At 54.1% G+C, this 16,147-nt stretch carries 9 protein-coding genes; 2 read left to right on the plus strand and 7 right to left on the minus strand.

The genetic code is table 11. From position 1 onward, the window contains the following. Positions 1 to 78: 78 nt before the first annotated feature. The 7 genes from GC101_RS04590 to GC101_RS04620 form a co-directional block, all read right to left on the minus strand. Positions 79 to 726, minus strand: a complete 648-nt coding sequence (locus GC101_RS04590; protein WP_171716303.1) for a hypothetical protein — start codon at positions 724 to 726, stop codon at positions 79 to 81. A 222-nt stretch (positions 727 to 948) separates the two neighbouring features. Further along, on the minus strand, positions 949 to 4,458 hold the full coding sequence (locus GC101_RS36700) for a carbohydrate-binding domain-containing protein (protein ID WP_171716304.1): 3,510 nt from the start codon (positions 4,456 to 4,458) through the stop codon (positions 949 to 951). A gap of 134 nt (positions 4,459 to 4,592) precedes the next feature. Further along, on the minus strand, positions 4,593 to 6,146 hold the full coding sequence (locus GC101_RS04600) for an ABC transporter substrate-binding protein (protein WP_171716305.1): 1,554 nt from the start codon (positions 6,144 to 6,146) through the stop codon (positions 4,593 to 4,595). A gap of 54 nt (positions 6,147 to 6,200) precedes the next feature. Then, positions 6,201 to 7,094 (minus strand): carbohydrate ABC transporter permease, encoded by an 894-nt coding sequence (locus GC101_RS04605; protein ID WP_042132846.1) that lies wholly within the window; start codon positions 7,092 to 7,094, stop codon positions 6,201 to 6,203. A 16-nt stretch (positions 7,095 to 7,110) separates the two neighbouring features. Further along, a complete protein-coding gene (locus tag GC101_RS04610) occupies positions 7,111 to 8,097 on the minus strand; it encodes an ABC transporter permease (RefSeq protein ID WP_171716306.1) in 987 nt (328 codons plus the stop codon). A gap of 226 nt (positions 8,098 to 8,323) precedes the next feature. Further along, positions 8,324 to 10,828 (minus strand): beta strand repeat-containing protein, encoded by a 2,505-nt coding sequence (locus GC101_RS04615; protein ID WP_171716307.1) that lies wholly within the window; start codon positions 10,826 to 10,828, stop codon positions 8,324 to 8,326. 264 nt (positions 10,829 to 11,092) lie between these two features. After that, positions 11,093 to 12,565: an ABC transporter substrate-binding protein gene (locus GC101_RS04620; RefSeq protein WP_171716308.1), complete on the minus strand. Its 1,473-nt coding sequence runs from the start codon at positions 12,563 to 12,565 to the stop codon at positions 11,093 to 11,095. A gap of 127 nt (positions 12,566 to 12,692) precedes the next feature. On the opposite strand from GC101_RS04620, the gene GC101_RS04625 reads away from it, so the two are divergent. Continuing rightward, positions 12,693 to 14,549 (plus strand): cache domain-containing sensor histidine kinase, encoded by a 1,857-nt coding sequence (locus GC101_RS04625; protein ID WP_171716309.1) that lies wholly within the window; start codon positions 12,693 to 12,695, stop codon positions 14,547 to 14,549. Further along, positions 14,524 to 16,143 (plus strand): response regulator, encoded by a 1,620-nt coding sequence (locus GC101_RS04630; RefSeq protein ID WP_171716310.1) that lies wholly within the window; start codon positions 14,524 to 14,526, stop codon positions 16,141 to 16,143. The genes GC101_RS04625 and GC101_RS04630 overlap by 26 nt, the downstream gene beginning before the upstream one ends. Positions 16,144 to 16,147: the final 4 nt, after the last annotated feature.

The following is a 16,147-nucleotide window of genomic DNA, read 5'->3' on the forward strand; positions in this document are numbered from 1 at the left end:
AGTACCCCTCATTTACTCCTACTGCCCACTTTTGGCGGATTCAGGGGCACTAGTGCCCCTCATTTACTCATTTGACCCTCAGCCGGTGTAATCAAGGGCACTAATGCTCCTCATTTCCTCCTGCTGCCCACTTTCGGTGTATTCAGGGGCACTAATGCCCCTCCCTCTCTCCTGCCGCTCACTTTCGGCGAAATCAGAGGGATTTATCCCTTTAATTTTCTCATGTCGCCCACTTTTGGCGGATTCAGAGGGATTTTTCCCTTTAATTTCCCCATGTCGCCCACTTTCGGCGGATTCAGAGGGATTTTTCCCTTTAATTTCCACATGCCGCCTACTTTTGGCGGAACTAGAGGGATTTATCCCTTTAATTTTCTCATGCCGCTCACTTTCGGCGGAATCAGAGGGATTTTTCCCTTTAATTTCCCCATACCGCCTACTTTTGGCGGAACTAGAGGGATTTTTCCCTTTAATTTCCCCATGCCGCCTACTTTTGGCGGAATCAGAGGGATTTTTCCCTTTAATTTCCTCGTCCAGCCTACTTTTGGCGGATTCAAAGGGATTTATCCCTTTAATTTCCTCATGCCGCCTACTTTTGGCGGATTCAGAGGGATTTTTCCCTTTAATTTCCCCATGCCGCCTACTTTTGGCGGAATCAGAGGGATTTTTCCCTTTAATTTCCCCATGCCGCCTACTTTTGGCGGATTCAGGAGCACTTTTGCTCCCCATTGCCTCCTGCCGCCCACTTCAGGCGGATTCAGAGAGACCCCTGACACAGGACACATTCGTCCTTCAGACGAATCTGCTCCAATTCCAAAGAAACCTATCCTCTACAGACGGATACGGATACCATGATTCCCCAGAAATAGAAACTCCCCGCCGCTTCAAACTTCAAAGCACGCGGGGAGCATAAGTCTTCATTCGTGAGCCCAAGCCTGCGTTATCCGTCCGTCAGGGCAGACTGATGAGCAGGGCCTCACTTAATTTGTTATTCTCCTTGTTCATCTCGGCATACCGCCAGATATCATTCACAAAGAAGCTGATGGTGAAGCTGCCAATGGTCGGCACTGTCCAGCGGGGCGTTCCCTGGGCGCTGCTGTTTGCTGTTAATGTGATCTCTTCACCCGGCTGGATCACGCTGGTGTTCGTGTCCGTCCAGGATACTACCCCGCCATTTACCGAAAAGGCGCCGCCGGTAATCTGTCCGAGTCCGGTTGATGTGTTCAGCGGTGTAGGGCGGACGCCGATGTTCTTCACTTTGGCCCAGAAAATCAGCGAATCCCCCAGCTGCGGAGTGCTGTGCGCCGAAGGGCTGCCGTCGCTGTTCACGATATTCCAGCCGATATCCGTCACCGTCAGATCCGGCCCCGGAGCCGGCAATACAGCTTCATAGCTCTCGAACTCCAGTCCGCTGATCATGACTTTCCCCTCGGTGTCTGCAATTTCAATCCGGTGCAGCCCGTACTCCAGGCCCGTCAGTTCGTAGACGATTTTATGATCCCCCTCAAGTCCGGCCTGCGGAATCACTATCGTCTCCATATATTCGCCGTCGATATAGACGTCAGCACTGCCCATATCGCTTTTGATATCCGATCTCCAGCGGACGCCGGTGCCGTTAAAGCTAAACCCTGCCAAAGCATCCGGTCCATAGGTCACATGGGAGACTCCATTCGGCGCGGTCTCGAACCCGGTATAGTCGATGTAAGCATGATTATGCGCAACCGGGTACCACGCGGAGACCGGAACATACAGCCCCTCTTCCAGCCTGAAATAATCGATATTCGCCCCGTTGCCCGCCGAGGTGAAGCTGATTGTGTTATAGCCCGCCTGGAGCGTGATCCCATACTGCCGTGCGGTTATATTGGCAGTCCAGCTTCCTGTTGAGGGCAGCGTAACTGTGGACTGTTTCACTCCGTTAACGAGGATATTTTTCTTCGATTCCTGATTGGAAGCGTATGCAATAGTTAAGGTGTAGCTGCCCCCGTTCGTGGAATAGAAGCCCTGAATGGCCAGACCCCCGCCATGTGTCTGCTCGACCACCTTCCCTCCCGAGGCGCTGCTGTTATTGCTGGTCTTCAGCGGCAGGGCAAACGAGGTGGCCTCCGCCTCGAATTTAGCCGGATCTCCCGTCACATGCGGCGTAACCGGCATTACCGGTGTGGTTGCGGATACGGCTGCAGTCAAAGGTGATACATTGCCGGAGTCATCCACAGCCTGCACCTTGTAGCTGTAGGTAGTCTGGGGCGCTACGGTATAGTCACTCCAGAAGGTAAGGCGTCCAGGAACATTAATTACCGGAGCCGTCCCGTTGTCACGGTACACGTTGTAGCTGACGACCGCATCATTATCTGTGGAGGCATTCCAGGTCAGCCTGATGTGCTCATGGCTTACGGCCAGTGCTGCCGGACTGGCCGGAGCGGATGGCAGCATACTCTCCTGCTCATCCAGAATATACTGGACGGTCTCCCCGGCACCCAGCGAAACCGTAAGGGTAATATACGGTGTTGCTGTCAGCTGAACCCGGGAGTAGGCCGCAGCATAGGTATCTCCTGCACCGAAGCGTTCCCCGGTATACGTTCCGCTGGACGGCATCGCAACCCGTACCTGCATCGTTACCGGCGATTTCTCAAAGTTGACGAAGTTCAGCAGAATTTTATCGGACGAAGCGCCTATGGCCGTAACCCCCAGCGCCGAGGTATCCACTGCGCGGAAATATGCCTTTTGCCCGGTTAATGCAGCCGCATTGAGAACTTCGTAGCTGAGCGGGCTTCCATGGGTCGCATAAGCGGCGGCCAGTCTGCGGAACGTCTTCAGCCGGGTCTCCCCGGATTCGTTGATATTGGCCGGCACCGCAGCTGTATCCTCATAGCGGTGCGTATTCCAGTTAATCGCCGAATCGAACAGCCCAAACTCCGTCCCGTCATTGAAGAAGGCGGCGTGCTGCATAATATGATCTACATAGCCGATATCCCCCCGCAGCTCCCGGTCAAAAGCTGAGGCAAACCTATATGCATACGTGCCATATTTCGTATTGTCGGAATGATTGTCATTGCTGCCGGTCTCACTCATCGCCATTTCTTTGCCGAAGCCTTCATCCGCTTCGCTATAGACACGCAAATTCTCATACAGGCTTCCGCCCGGCAATGGCTGAACCCCGGTACCGCCATAGCTGTGGCCGTTGGTCACATCCGACAGCGCTTCAATCGCCTCCCGCTGGCTGGCATCCCGCTCCCAGCCGTCAGGTGTTCCGTTATACGGCCAGTACGCCCAGCCAGGGGCAACAATCTTCAGGTACGGCTGGCTATTGGTCTGCCTTTCCTCATCCATCAGCTCATGAAGCGCAAGCACCGCCTTCTGTGCCCAGCCGAATAATCCCGGCTCATTGCCCGTTTCCGCATACTGGTACAGATCACCGAATTTGCTGACGAACCCGGCATAGTAGCTCCGCAGCGCTGAGCTGATGGTTCCGGCGGCCAGCTCGGTATTGCTCTTCCAGTTGCCGCCGATGATATTGGCCATCGGCTCCAGATTAAGGTCGCGTAGCGTCTCCAGATAAGTCCGCCCCAGCGGGTCCCAGCCTGCGCTGGTATCGGACCAGAAGGAGGTGCGCATCCAGTTGCCGCTGTAAGCAATGCCCAGCCACTTGGTCATTGGCGCCAGATGGCGGATTGCATTCTCGTCATATCTGAAGGTGGATGCGGCAATTGTGCTTCCCAGATGAATATACCGCCCGTGTATAGGCTCGGCGGCCTGCTCCTCCAGCGCATCCAGCCTGAAGTAATCCCACTCAAACCACAGATACCTGTCCCCGTCATAACCGGGAGACTGCGAATCTGCGTATAAACCCCGGTCAACGGTGAGCTTAAGCTCATTCTGTCCTATCTTCAGCTGTTCTTTGGGAATGTAGAGCTTATAGGTCTGCTTCCATGTGCGCGTAAGCGGGGTCTCTCCATCATTCAGGCCGGTAATCTGAATAAGCCCGCTGAAGCTGCCGTTTGCGAATACGGCCAGCTGCGGAATAGCGGTGCTTGCATCTATAACTTTGAAGCTGAACTCCACGCCGTAGAGAGGGACTCCGGTTAAATTAAAGGTGAGATTCATGGTACCGTTGTGGTCTGCTTTCATGCCCTTGGAGAGGGTATTCCAGCTCATGGGATTTGCGGGGAGGGTGATATTTTCACTGTACACATCTTGAAATACCGTAAATTCTGCCGAGCTGTTATCCTGCTCCCCTACCTGCCAGAGCAGCGTAGACGGCTCATAGGTATCCTCTGTGACCGTCCTGCCATAGGAAGAATCAGCGGTAGTTAGCGGCAGCACCGCAGGTGACTTCATCATTTCTTGCACAGCAGTCAGTCCCGCTGGCGGTCCGGCGGACAGAATTCGCCCGCCAGGCGCCAGAACGGACATCAGCACCAGAACAGTAATGAGCAACTTGCCTGTTATCTTCTGTTTTCGCACATTAACACCCTCTTCTTGAGAATAAGATAAGGGCTCCCCAAATGCTGGTTCAGCGAATGAGAATACCCGGTATCCGGCAAGCGGCCGCTGGGACTGCCTGCTATGAATACCGGGCGTGCTATGGCCTCAGCTGCTTATTTGGCGGCCAGGAAAGCATCCAGTTGCGTTTGAATTTCTGTAATCACAGCATCCAGGCCTGCGGCCTTCAGCTTGCTGTTCATTTCCTTCAGGACCGGTTCAGGGTCCTTTTCCCCGGAGTACAGGGTGTTCTTATATTGCTTCGTAATATTGATCAGTGCGCCGATCTGCGACTGCACCTTGGTCGAATCGAAGACAAAGCCGATGACCGGCGAAACGGCAGAGTTCTTGTTCCAGTCGGTGTACAGCTGTACGCGGTTCGGATCTTCGTCTTTGTTCAGGTAGTTCAGCAGCACGTTGCCGATCATCCAGGAAGACACAGAGTTGTAGCCGCTGTCCGGGATGAACTCCACCGTGCTGTTCTCCAGCTTCTTGTAATGCTTGCCCTCAATGCCGAAGGTCAGCAGGTTGTAGAGCACCGGATCGGTATGGATCAGGTTCATGAACATCATGGCCCGTTCAGGGTTTTTGGAAGTTCTGGAGATGGCGAGCATGGATCCCTGCAGACTCTTGGTGCTGACGCCAACCGGCAGCAGCGTCTTGATAATCATCGGCTTCTCGGCGAGCCGGGTCCAGTCATTGGTGGAGGTCGGATTCATATTGCCGTAGACGAACCAGGCCTTGCCGCTTTTGACCGCATCCTTCAGCTCGGTCTTGTCTGTGGCACCGTTCTTGTTAATATAGCCCGCTTCATACCAGCTGCGGATCAGCTTCAGCCGTTCCACAATTTCCGGCGTATCATATTCGTTAAATACCTTCATCGTCTTGTAATCGAGCAGCGTCGGGATTTCATTGCTGCCGTCGAGGTCTTCACTTTCCGGATATGCGGTGAACCAGTTCAGACTGTCGGTATGGTTCATGAACAGCGGGGAAAGGGCGGGTTCTTTCTCCTTAATCGTCTTCAGCATCGGTTCAATATCCTCCAGCTTCTTGATGCTGTTCACATCGAAGCCGTATTTATCGACAATCGCTTTGTCAAAAGCAAACCCGACAGACTGGCCCAGCTCCTTCTCTGTGGGAATCGCATACAAATGTCCGTTAACAGTAGCCGCCTGCAAATAAGCAGAATTGATCTGTGCCTTCGTTTCCTTAGCGTATTCCTCAATCAGCTCTTCCAGCGGCAGATATGCCCCCTTGGCGGCATTGGTCATGAAGTTCCAGGTATAGACCATATCGAATACTTCGCCGGACTGGATCATCAGGTTGACCTTATCAGCCGGTTTATCCCAGCTCAGCTGGTTAATCTTGATCGTGGCATTTATTTTATCCTTCAGATACGCATTGATCTCCTGCTCTACAGAAGCCACATCCTTATCCGGCCCGCCGGGCAGATAGAGCGACAGCTCCACCGGTTCCAGCGCATCCGGCGCTTCCGTCCCGGCAGCTTCAGTTGCAGCAGCTTCCTTAGTGGCTGCCGGAGCCGTGGTGCTCTCCTCTGCCTTCTCCGTAGGAGCAGCGGTATTGTTGTTATTTCCGGAGCATCCGGCTAGGGTAAACCCAACCATAAGTACAAGCGACAGCAGTAGACCCGTGACTTTTTTACCTGCCATACTTTGTTTCCTCCCCTTGATTGAACAATATATGCTAATCGGTTGATTCCGAGGTTAGCCTTTAATCGAGCCAAGCGTCAAGCCTTTGATGAAATACCGCTGGAAGAACGGGTAGGCCAGCACGATCGGACCAATGCCAATCAGCGCCATCGCCATGCGGATCGTTTCCCCCGGTAATTTGGCCAGCTCGGTGGCCGAGCCCTGAATGAGCGCCCCGTTGCGGCTCAGGTAATCCGCCTGGGAGATCATTTTGTACATCAGATATTGCAGGGAATAGAGGTCTGTATCGGTGATGAAGATCATGCTGTTGAACCAGTCGTTCCAGTAATGCAGCGTATTGAACAGCCCAATCGTGGCGAATACCGGCAGGGACAGCGGAAAAACAATCTGGAAAAACGTCCGCAGCTCCCCGGCCCCGTCGATTGTAGAGGCTTCGATCAGCGCAGGCGGCACACTCATCTGGAAATACGTTTTCATGATCAGCACATTGAACGGTGACAGCAGCATCGGCACGATGAGCGCCCAGATGGAGTTCTTGAGGTCCAGCACTTGCGTATAGACCATATACCAGGGTACCAGCCCGCCGCCGAACAGCATGGTGAAGAAGATCAGGAAGGCGAAAAAGCCGCGGTATCTGAAATCGGTCCGTGAGATCGGATAAGCATACAGTGAAGAGATGAACACACTGACCAGCGTTCCGGTGATGGTGACGAAGAAGGATACGCCGTACGCTTTTAACACAACGCTGTAATCCTTGAAGATATACGCATAGGCTTCCAGGCTGAGCTTCTCCGGGATAAATTGATAGCCGTTCAGCACGATGTAATCATAGTCGGTAATGGAAATCATGAAGACGAGTACAATCGGCAGCAGGCAGGTAATGGACAGGATGATAAAAATAACATGGAGAATGATGTTGGTAAATCTGGATATTTCGTTATTAGCCACGGATTTCCACTCCTTTTTAGAATACCGCCTGATCCTTATCGACCTTGCGCACGATCCAGTTCGAGCCGAGGACCAGGAAGAAGCCGACCACCGATTGATACAATCCCGCTGCTGCGGACATGCCCAGGTTCCCCATATTGATCAGCGCGTTATAGACGTAGGTGTCGATGACCAGCGTTGTCGGGTACAGTGCTCCGGAATTCAGCGTGGTCTGGTAGAACAGCCCGAAGTCGGAGCGGAAGATCCCGCCGATGGCCAGAATCGTTGTGATGATAATGACCGGACGGATCAGCGGAATCGTGATATGCAGGATCTGCTTCCACTTGCTGGCACCGTCGATCAGGGCGGCTTCATAGTATTCGTTGTCAATGCCGATGATGGCCGCCAGATAGATGACACAGCCATAGCCCACCCCTTTCCAGAGGTTGATCAGCGGAAGAATGAACGGCCAATATTTCGGCTCGGAATACCAGTTCAGCTCATCCAGCCCAAACAGGGCGAAGATCCCTTTATTAATGAAACCGTATTCAACATTCAGAAAGGCGAACACCAGATAACTCACCACAACCATCGACAGGAAGTACGGGAAGAACATGATGCTCTGATAAAATTTGGCGGCCAGTTTATTCTTCAGCTCATTCAGGGCAATCGCGATGGACACGGCAATCACCAGGTTGAGAATAATAAACACAAAGTTGTAGAGCACCGTATTGCGGGTAATGATCCAGGCATCCGAGGTTGCGAACAGGAATCTGAAGTTATCCAGCCCCACCCACGGACTGCCGAGAATGCCGTCGACATAGTTAATATTCTTGAAGGCAATAATGATCCCGAACATCGGCAGATAATTATTGACCAGCAAAAAAAGCACACCCGGCAGCAGCATCAGCAGCAGAACTTTGTGCTTCAGCAGATGTCTCAGCATGGCTCCACGCTTCGTGCTCCTGTGTACCGGCAGGCTATCTCCTGCTTCGGCTACGCTTTTCTTCTCTTGAGTAATCATTCCTTCCGCCTCCTGATTCCTTCAGCAGTCTCTCTCTTCCATGACTTAAGTGTAGCCGGAGAACGGCTGATGCTAAATAAGGCCATCTATAATAAAAGTTCAAAATCCTACGGAGTTTAGGATTGTGGATTTGTAGTCATACCAAAAAGGGCGCTCCACAATGATAACTGCGGAGCGCCCTTTTGTATTTTAGAGGAAACCTGTAACTTCGTACAAATTCATTGTATTAAGTCAGTCTGTGCACAGACCACACAACGCCCGAGGAGGAACCGCCAAGATCCAGCGGAAGCGTTAATCCATCTGCTGCGTAGAACAGGCCGACTACGTCGCCTGCTGTCAGTTCAAACTCACCCGTTAATGTTACCGTACCGTTCCCTAATATCGTCCGGAGTGACAACAGCAGTGCGATGTTAACATTCAGCAGAGGGAAGAGGCCAGTTACCAGATCTGTTACCGTAGGGGACGTTCTCCGCACTACAAAAGCCGGATTCACTCCCGCACCCAACGCAACTGAAATCGCAGCCGTAGTACTGTAGTTAATAGTCGCCTCAAACGAATATCTGCCTGTGGCCGGGATCGTGTAGTTACCCGTTGTTTCGTTAAAAGTCGCGCTGTCGTAATAAGGCGTCGTCACCGTCCACCCTGTAAGCTGTGTGCTGGCTGCCGCCGAGAACGAAGGCAGGAATGCCGAGAAGCCTTCCGTTGAGATATTGGGGCCTGTCGCACCGGTGGTTCCGGTTATGCCCGTGGTTCCGGTGACTCCAGTCACGCCGGTCACACCGGTTGCACCTGTTACGCCTGTTGCTCCCGTAAGCCCAGTTACCCCAGTCGCTCCGGTTACGCCCACTCCCGTTGCTCCTGTAACCCCGGTCGCACCTGTCACTCCCACTCCCGTAGCTCCGGTAACCCCGGTTGCACCCGTCACGCCTGCGTCTCCTGTTGCTCCCGTTACCCCAGTCGCTCCAGTCACGCCAGCTCCCGTCGCACCCGTAACCCCGGTTGCACCTGTCACGCCTGCGTCTCCTGTTGCTCCCGTCACACCAGTGGCTCCAGTCACGCCAGCTCCCGTCGCTCCAGTAACCCCGGTTGCACCTGTCACTCCTGCGTCTCCTGTTGCTCCCGTAACTCCAGTCGCTCCGGTCACTCCCACTCCCGTCGCACCGGTAACCCCGGTTGCACCTGTAACGCCTGCGTCTCCTGTTGCTCCCGTCACACCAGTGGCTCCGGTTACTCCTGCTCCCGTCGCACCTGTAACCCCGGTTGCACCCGTCACGCCTACGTCTCCTGTTGCTCCCGTTACTCCAGTCGCTCCAGTCACGCCCGCTTCGCCCGTCGCTCCAGTTACGCCTGCTTCGCCCGTTGCCCCGGTCACGCCCGCTTCGCCCGTCGCTCCAGTCACTCCCGCTTCGCCCGTCGCTCCAGTAACTCCAGCTTCGCCTGTCGCTCCAGTCACGCCTGCTTCGCCCGTCGCCCCGGTCACTCCCGTTTCGCCCGTCGCTCCAGTCACTCCCGCTTCGCCCGTTGCTCCCGTCACCCCAGTCGCTCCAGTTACGCCCGCTTCGCCCGTCGCTCCAGTCACGCCTGCTTCGCCCGTCGCCCCGGTCACCCCAGCTTCGCCAGTCGCTCCAGTCACGCCAGCTTCGCCCGTCGCTCCAGTCACGCCTGCTTCGCCCGTAGCTCCAGTCACGCCTGCTTCGCCCGTTGCCCCAGTCACGCCTGCTTCGCCTGTCGCTCCAGTCACTCCAGCTTCGCCCGTCGCTCCAGTCACGCCTGCTTCGCCCGTCGCCCCAGTCACGCCCGCTTCACCCGTTGCCCCGGTCACGCCCGCTTCGCCCGTCGCCCCGGTCACCCCAGCTTCGCCAGTCGCTCCAGTCACGCCAGCTTCGCCCGTCGCTCCAGTCACGCCTGCTTCGCCCGTCGCTCCAGTCACGCCTGCTTCGCCCGTCGCTCCAGTCACGCCTGCTTCGCCCGTTGCTCCAGTCACCCCAGCTTCGCCCGTTGCCCCGGTCACGCCCGCTTCGCCCGTTGCCCCGGTCACGCCCGCTTCGCCTGTCGCTCCAGTCACTCCAGCTTCGCCCGTCGCTCCAGTCACGCCCGCTTCGCCCGTCGCACCAGTCACGCCCGCTTCGCCCGTCGCTCCAGTCACGCCCGCTTCGCCTGTCGCACCAGTCACGCCCGCTTCGCCCGTCGCTCCAGTTACCCCGGTTGCTCCCGTTACACCAGTGGCTCCGGTCACTCCTGCGTTACCTGTTGCTCCCGTTACACCAGTAGCTCCGGTTACTCCTGCTCCCGGCGCCCCAGTTACCCCGGTTGCACCTGTTACGCCTGTTGCGCCTGCGTCGCCTGTCGCCCCGGTCGCTCCGGTAATCCCCGTGGTTTCCCCAAGCAGCTCAGCAGATACCAGCCGGTGGGCTGTTACCAGCTGTCCGGTGCTGCTCTTGCCCCACAGTGAAATCTGGATAGGGTCATCCGTCATATCCGGGGTGACAAATAGAAATTCAAAAGCATCCAGATCCGCATAATAAGTGTTTGTTATCACTTCGTTTGCAGCCACATTCAGCGACTCGCTGACATACAGGTTTCTTATTCCCCCGAGCATGTAATAACCTTGTACTAATACCATCGAAGCTGAAGTGCTGCTGCGGTTATCGATTCTGACCGTAACCTGAGTGGTCGGTCTCACACCTCCAACCATATTATTTTCCAGCGGTCCCGTTGATAAGAAGCTCATTTCCCAGTCTCCTTTATTTGCCGATTTAATTGTCCCATACTCTACTTCCTACTCTGCTGAATCTATCTTTTCCCTTATAGAAGCTAGTACTGAAACTAGCAGTACAAAGATTGATTTATATAGTATTATTCCGGCACTCCCCATACGGTGTGGACGTTAACGCTCCAATCCGGTACACATCCAGCACAAAAGAATGAGCAGACAAAAAGGGACTTTCCCGAAGCCGCTACGGCCCGGATATGTCCCTAATCCACACTGGCTATTCTATTCCTGTCCCTTACTCAGCCGGCTCTCCAGGCTCTCTGCCTTTAGGGGATTATGCGGATCAAAGTCAGGATAGATATACTCCTCGCGCTGAAAAGAGTACCCCGTATCCGCAATGTCGAGCATCTGATTCAGCCGCTCCGTTTCGCTGCGCAGCCCCTCGTCAAGCGGCCTCTCTCCCGAGAGAATCTGCAGATACAGCTGCATCCTCGGACGGTCCCCGGAGTCACGCGGTTCCATAGATACCGAGCTTGGATCATATTGATCCATAATCTGCGGCGAGAGCGGATATATAGACTCAGCGGCAGCCGGAACAAATTCCTTGAAGTGCCCCAGCCCCGGTGCAAGACCCGGAACATCGAGAATACCGTCCACCACCGGCAGGGCCAGCGCCTGCTGGAACAGAATGGTCAGGAATTCCCCGGACTGCAGGAATTTCCACACTTTAACCGCCGCCTCCCGGCTTGGAGCTGAACTATTCACTACCAGCGGAGAGTGCGGGATCATCATGAGCGCTCCGCCGCCCTGCTTGGAGGAGTCCGCCACAGGAGGCATTGCAACTCCCCAATCGTCCTTCGGCATATATTCCTGCAGTTTTACATAATCTTTGCTGGTGGCGTACATCATGCCGATATTGCCGTCCGCGAACTGCCGCAGGGCGCTGTCACGCTTAAGCAGCGCCTCGCCCGGATACAGACTTCCCTCATGCTTCATGTCCAGCACCATTTGCAGCCACAATCTGTATACACTCAGCTCATAACGCCCGGTCTGGTAATTATAAAGATAGTAACCGCTGGAGGTATTGGAGATTTCAAGACCGGTCTGCAGGCTATCCTGGCTGTCTCCGGCGGGAAGCGCGAAGCCATATTTATTCACGCCCTCTCCTGCCTGGCTGATCCGGGCGGCAGCCTCTTTCACCGCTGCGAAGGTAAGCGGCGGGTGCTCCGGGTCAAGTCCTGCATCGCGGAACAGCTGCTTGTTATAGAGGAGACGCACGGTATCAACACTGGAGGGCATGAAGTAGATCCCCCCTCTGAACAAAGAGCTGTGTGCATAGTTCCTTGCCCATGCCGGGAATCTGCTTAAGTCAGCAGTGTTCAACTCTGCGGACAGATTAGCCAAATACCCCTTGTTCACATAGGTAGCCAGCCAGGTATTATCAACACTGAACACATCCGGACCCTGTCCCGAGGTCATCAGCATATTTAAGGTGTCATCGTAGACATCTGCAGCGATATCCATAACGTTAATCTCGATATGATCAGGATTGGTTTTGTTATATTGACTGATGGCATTCTTCACTTCCAGGTTCTCCGTCCAGTCATACAGGGCGATCTTTACCCGGATGGGCTGCACCGGCACCTCCGCAGAACCCGGACTGAAGTCCACCAGCAGCGGACGGTCATAAGCAATGGCATACGCTGCAGTCCCGCATAATAATAAGGCAAGGATATAGAACAGGAACCGTTTCATCTTGCACCTCCTGCGTTGACATCAAGACTTATTGCGTTTTACAATGTATACCAACTATTGATTGGTATTTTCCAACAATACCCGATAAATGGCAAGCCGCAAATATCGGATGCCGGGGAGGGCTCCAATGAGGAAGCTGTTTGATACGTTGTCGCGGACCCTCTTCTTGTATAATTTCAGCATCCGCAGCCGGCTGATTCTCTACTTCCTGTTCCTCGTCCTGCTTCCGACAACCATTATATCGGTGACGGTATATAACAAATCAGCCGATATTATCACCCGCAATGTTAATACATCCATTGAGAACAACTTCAATCTCGTTCAGGACAATCTGGCCCAGCGGTTCGAGGCCGCCAATAAATCCATGGTATCGCTCTATCTTAATTCGGAATTCGCTGACCTCATCTCCTCTAACCGGCCCACGGACAGCAGCGGAATCATTAATGAGCTGGCTGCCCTGAGCAAAATTCTCGAGAATTTCCCCGCGAACGGTACGTCTGGAAGCAGTTTTGTCCCTATGCTCTATATGCTGAACCGCCCGGAATATACCCAATATAACTTCTCCAGACGTGTATTCAATATCGATCTCATCTCCCTGAAGCCCTGGTATCTCGGCATTCCGGCCCAATCCGATTTCACTGTCGTCGGACTCAGCTCTCTGGATTCCAAGTACACCCTCAAATTCGCAAGGCGCCTGTTCGGCATCCGGCATGCACAGCTGCCCTATGTCGGACTGCTCACCATCGACATTCCTGTAGCTGAATTCGGCACACTGCTGGAGCATTACAAGCCTACGCCCGGCAGCAAGGTCTATATCGCAGACGGAACCGGTACGATCGCCATCAGTCCGGAGCCGGCCCTGATCGGGCAGAACATCAACACACAGGACTACTTCAGCAAGATGAACGCTCCGGCTGACGGTTCTGCGGGTCTGCATTCTTTTCACCAGATGATCGGCGGCGAGAATATGCTTGTCTCCTACCGGACCATTGACAACACCGGCTGGACCATTCTCTCCTTCTCGCCTGTCCGTGAGCTTAACGGAGAATTAGCCGCCTTCCGCCGGGTGATGTATATCGTGATCGGCATCTGTATGCTGGTCTCGCTCATGATGGCCCTGCTGCTGTCAGAGAATATCTCAGCGCCGATCCGCAAGTTCATCCAGTCGATGTCGCATGCCGAAAGCGGAAATTTCAACATTACCATCCGCTACAGGCGCAAGGATGAATTCGCCTACTTGTTCAACCGCTATAACAAGCTGCTCCAGCAGATTAAGGCGCTGATTGACAAGCTCTATGTGACCGAGCTGCGCAAGAAAGAAGCCGAGCTCCAGACCCTGCAGGCCCAGATCAACCCGCATTTTCTTTACAACACCCTGGATTCGATCAACTGGATCGCCATCAATCACGATATTCCCGAGATCAGCAACATGGTTACCTCCCTCTCGGATTTCTTCAGGTACAGCCTGAGCAAGGGTCGGAATATCATCCCGCTCCGCGATGAGCTGCGGCAGGTGGAGAGCTATCTGGAGATTCAGCGGTTCCGTTTTCGGGATAGGCTGGAATATGAACTGGAGGAGACGGACCCCAAGCTGCTGGAGGAATGCCTGGTGGTCAAGCTCAGCCTGCAGCCGCTGGTGGAGAATGCCCTGATTCATGGCATTCAGCAGCGCCGGGGTCAAGGCAGAATCCGCATCAGAGTCGAGACTTCACAGGGGATTCTCAGCGTTTCGGTGTTTGACGACGGCGTGGGGGCAGACCCGGAACGGCTGAACCTGCTGCTAACCCATCCGCAGCCGGGCAACCAGTCCTATGGTATCCGCAATGTGCATATGAGAATTCAGCAGTTTTTTGGAGCGTCTTACGGAATCCGCTATTACGCTAATACCGAGGATGGCTGCGGCCTGCTTGCGGTGATCCGGTTTCCGGTGGTGACTACATGGGATGAGGTGAGTGAAGATGTTAACGATGATCGTAGCGGATGATGAGCCGTTTATCCGCAGCAGCCTGATCCACGTGTTCAAATGGCAGGAGGAATTCGGAATTGAGATTATAGGGGAGGCGTCTGACGGGCTGGAGGCCTATGAATTATGCCTGAAGCTTGCGCCGGATATTCTGTTCACCGATATTATGATGCCGCTGATGGGCGGTCTGCAGGTGGCGGAGAAGCTGCGGGAAGCAGGCAGTCCTACCAAAATCATTATCATCAGCGGCGCCCAGGACTTCTCCTATGCCCGGGACGCGCTGAAGGTGAATGCCGAGGGATATATTCTGAAGCCGGTGAAATTACCCGAGGTCCGGGAGGTCTTCCATCAGGTTGTCGCTAAGCTTAAGGGGGAACGTGAGCATCAGATGGATGTAGAGCAGCTGAGGAAGCAGCTGCAGGACAGCATGCCGGTGATCCGCGACAAGTTCCTGCAGAATCTGATTGCCGGCCTATACCGGAACGAGGATGAAATTTGGCAGAAAATCGATTATTTCGCCCTTCCCTTCAAGCGGGGAACAGCTTTGACAGCCTGTGTACTGCAACTGGATGAATACCAGAGCGCAGTGGACAAATTCTCGGAGGAATACAAGCAGTTGCTCTATTTTTCCATTCAAAATATTATCAATGAGTGTCTGGTCAGCCACCCGTGCTCCATCAGCTTCGTCGCCAGCGAGAACGAGTTCATTATGCTTTTCTGCCCGGCAGACGATCTCTCGCCCTCTTCCATCTCAGAAGTATGCGGGCAGATTATCAGTAATATCCGCAAGTATCTGCGGCTGGATGCCTCGGCCGGCATTGGCAGAGCTTGTCCCCTGGCCAGCCAGCTGGAGGACTCGTACAAGGATGCGCTGGCCGCGCTAGTATACACATTCTATACCGGGCGCGGCTCTGTCCTCTACATTAAGGATATCCAGCCGGAAACGGAGACACTGGAGAGCACCTTCTTCTATAAATTCCAGGCCCGGCTCATGAATGAACTGAAGGCAGGCCATACGGGCACCGTCATGGAGCTGATGGAGCAGCTGTTCACCAGACTGGCCGGGCCCAAGCTGCAGATCGGATATGTGCAGAGTATTTGTGCCGAGATGATTTTCACGTCCGCCAGGGCCCTGTATGAGATTGATGAGGATACCCGGCTGGTACTGAGTGACCGGATTACAATTATGGATAAGCTGTACCTTCAGAAGAATATTACCGGCCTGAAGGCGTATATGCTGTCGCTTTTTCATGACTTAAGTGCGTATGTAGCAGGCAAGAACACCTCCAAGAACAGCCGGATCATCAGCAAAATCCATTCTATTATCCAGAAAGGCTACGCCTCTGAGCTCTCCATTTCCAGAATTGCCGAGGAGGTATTCCTGACGCCTAACTATATCAGTCTGATCTTCAAGAAGGAGACCGGTGAGACGATTACCGACTATATCACCCGGATCCGTATAGGCAAAGCGAAGGAGCTGCTGACAAGCACAGACCTCAAAGTAATGGAGATTTCCGAACTCGTGGGCTATGAGAATCCCCATTACTTCAGTACAGTTTTCAAAAAAACCGTTGGCCTGCACCCGCTTAAATACCGCTCTGAACAAAATCAGTGATGCT

Source organism: Paenibacillus phytohabitans (assembly GCF_013141775.1).
In the GTDB taxonomy this organism is placed as follows: domain Bacteria; phylum Bacillota; class Bacilli; order Paenibacillales; family Paenibacillaceae; genus Paenibacillus_AQ; species Paenibacillus_AQ phytohabitans.

Excerpts from the sequence above, each read along its gene's own strand:
- GC101_RS04615 (WP_171716307.1), bottom strand. The coding sequence starts at position 10,828 with ATGAGCTTCTTATCAACGGGACCGCTGGAAAATAATATGGTTGGAGGT.
- GC101_RS04590 (WP_171716303.1), bottom strand. The coding sequence starts at position 726 with ATGGGGAGCAAAAGTGCTCCTGAATCCGCCAAAAGTAGGCGGCATGGG.
- GC101_RS04620 (WP_171716308.1), bottom strand. The coding sequence starts at position 12,565 with ATGAAACGGTTCCTGTTCTATATCCTTGCCTTATTATTATGCGGGACT.
- GC101_RS04630 (WP_171716310.1), top strand. The coding sequence starts at position 14,524 with ATGTTAACGATGATCGTAGCGGATGATGAGCCGTTTATCCGCAGCAGC.
- GC101_RS04610 (WP_171716306.1), bottom strand. The coding sequence starts at position 8,097 with ATGATTACTCAAGAGAAGAAAAGCGTAGCCGAAGCAGGAGATAGCCTG.
- GC101_RS04625 (WP_171716309.1), top strand. The coding sequence starts at position 12,693 with ATGAGGAAGCTGTTTGATACGTTGTCGCGGACCCTCTTCTTGTATAAT.
- GC101_RS04600 (WP_171716305.1), bottom strand. The coding sequence starts at position 6,146 with ATGGCAGGTAAAAAAGTCACGGGTCTACTGCTGTCGCTTGTACTTATG.